A 1,691-nucleotide genomic window follows, 5' to 3' on the forward strand; every position below is an offset into this window, starting at 1 on the left:
GCATCGGTCGGTGTTGCAGGCTCTGGGGCTTCCGACGTCGTACGGCGGGGACGCTTGGCCACGCCTTATGGATGCAATGCGCGTGGACAAGAAGAGCCGCGGCGACCGGCTGCGGTTCGTCGTTCTCGACGGTCTCGCCCGGCCCGGCATGCTCGAGGGCCCAGACCCGCAGCTGCTGGCGGCGGCCTTCACCGAGGTGGCGGAGTAAGGGGAGTCAGAGGCCGGCACTACCCGAGGGGTCGGTTCATTCGGTGAAGCGCTTGCGGGCTTCGCGGAGTTGCTCGATGACGGTCTGGGCCGGGACGACGCCCTCATCCTCCGGGGCGTCCGGCCCGCCGGGCTGGTCCGGCGTGTCGACCACGCGGATCTCGTTGTGCAGACGCTCCATCGTCTCGTCGAGATGGGAGGCGGTCTGCGCGGCCGCGGCGAGGTCCTCGAGGAGCTCCCGCGGCACCTCCCGCTGGTACTTGTAGTAGATCTTGTGCTCAAGGCTCGCCCAGAAGTCCATCGCGATGGTGCGTAGCTGGACCTCGACGATGACGGGTACGACACCGTCGGAGAGGAACACCGGGATCTCGACGATCGCGTGCAGGCTGCGGTAGCCGTTCGGCTTCGGGTCCTTGATGTAGTCCTTGACCTCGATGACCCGGAGGTCCTGCTGGTGAGCCAGCATGTCGAACACACGGTAGGTGTCGGAGACGAAACTGCACGTCACCCGGACGCCGGCGATGTCGGTGAGGGTCTCCCGGATCGCCTCGAACGACGGGTAGCACCCTTTGCGCTGGATCTTCTCAATGATGCTCTCGGGCGACTTCAGGCGCGATGAAACGTGCTCGATCGGGTTGTAGTCATGCAGGTGACTGAACTCTTCGCGCAGGATCGAGATCTTCGTGGTGATCTCTTCCATGCCGAACTTGTACTGCATCATGAAGCGGGTGAAGTCGTCGCGCAGCTGCCGCAGCTCTTTGATGGCGACCGGGTCATCCACGGACGCATCCTTCGCCGATCGGGCGACGGCGCTTGCGAGAGCGGCGGGGATGGAGGGCTCGCGCTCCTGACCCGCCGACGATGTCGAACTCCTCACCTGTCCACTGTATGTGCATCGGGGCTGCCGACGGCGGTGAACCCTGCGGTGCGGGCTGGGTGATCCGTCACGTTCATCGCGTCACCTTGTACAACCTGACGTTGTACAACGTCAGGTTGTAAGGTCAGGTGCGATGAAGAAGGTGCTGGTGTTGAACGGTCCGAATCTCGGCCGGCTCGGCTCGCGGGAGCCCGACGTGTACGGCGACACGTCGTACGACGGTCTCGCCAAACGCTGCGAGCGGACGGGCCTCGATCTCGGACTGGACGTCGAAGTGCGGCAGACCGACGACGAGGCCGAGCTGGTCGGCTGGTTGCATGCCGCTGCGGACGACAGGACGCCGGTGGTCCTGAACCCGGCGGCCTTCACGCACTACTCGTATGCGCTCCGCGATGCCTGCGCACAGCTGACGGCGCCGCTGATCGAGGTGCACATCTCGAATCCGGCTGCCCGTGAGGTGTTCCGGCACACGAGCGTGGTCGCGGGTGTCGCGACCGGCACCATCGCCGGCTTCGGCATGAACTCGTACGACCTGGCACTGCAGGCCCTGCACAGCCTCGAGAGCCGCTGATTCGGTGGACCGGACCGGCGGGCGGGGTCCTGCCGG

Annotated in this window: 2 protein-coding genes and 1 pseudogene; 2 read left to right on the forward strand and 1 reads right to left on the reverse strand. The window is 65.8% G+C overall.

The genetic code is table 11. The annotated features are described in order from the left end of the window. A pseudogene (locus ELR45_RS41330) lies at positions 1-208 on the forward strand (3-dehydroquinate synthase); the annotation flags it as partial. 36 nt (positions 209-244) lie between these two features. Here the strand turns inward: ELR45_RS41330 and ELR45_RS21685 are convergent. Continuing rightward, positions 245-928, reverse strand: coding sequence for a GTP pyrophosphokinase (locus ELR45_RS21685; protein ID WP_129668295.1), 684 nt, complete (start codon positions 926-928; stop codon positions 245-247). 289 nt (positions 929-1,217) lie between these two features. Between ELR45_RS21685 and aroQ the strand changes: the two genes are divergently transcribed. Further along, positions 1,218-1,655 (forward strand): type II 3-dehydroquinate dehydratase, encoded by a 438-nt coding sequence (gene aroQ / locus ELR45_RS21690; protein WP_129668208.1) that lies wholly within the window; start codon positions 1,218-1,220, stop codon positions 1,653-1,655. Positions 1,656-1,691: the final 36 nt, after the last annotated feature.

It is taken from the genome of Phytoactinopolyspora endophytica (assembly GCF_004138495.1).
GTDB lineage: Bacteria > Actinomycetota > Actinomycetes > Jiangellales > Jiangellaceae > Phytoactinopolyspora > Phytoactinopolyspora endophytica.

Excerpts from the sequence above, each read along its gene's own strand:
- ELR45_RS21685 (WP_129668295.1), bottom strand. The coding sequence starts at position 928 with ATGATGCAGTACAAGTTCGGCATGGAAGAGATCACCACGAAGATCTCG.
- aroQ (WP_129668208.1), top strand. The coding sequence starts at position 1,218 with ATGAAGAAGGTGCTGGTGTTGAACGGTCCGAATCTCGGCCGGCTCGGC.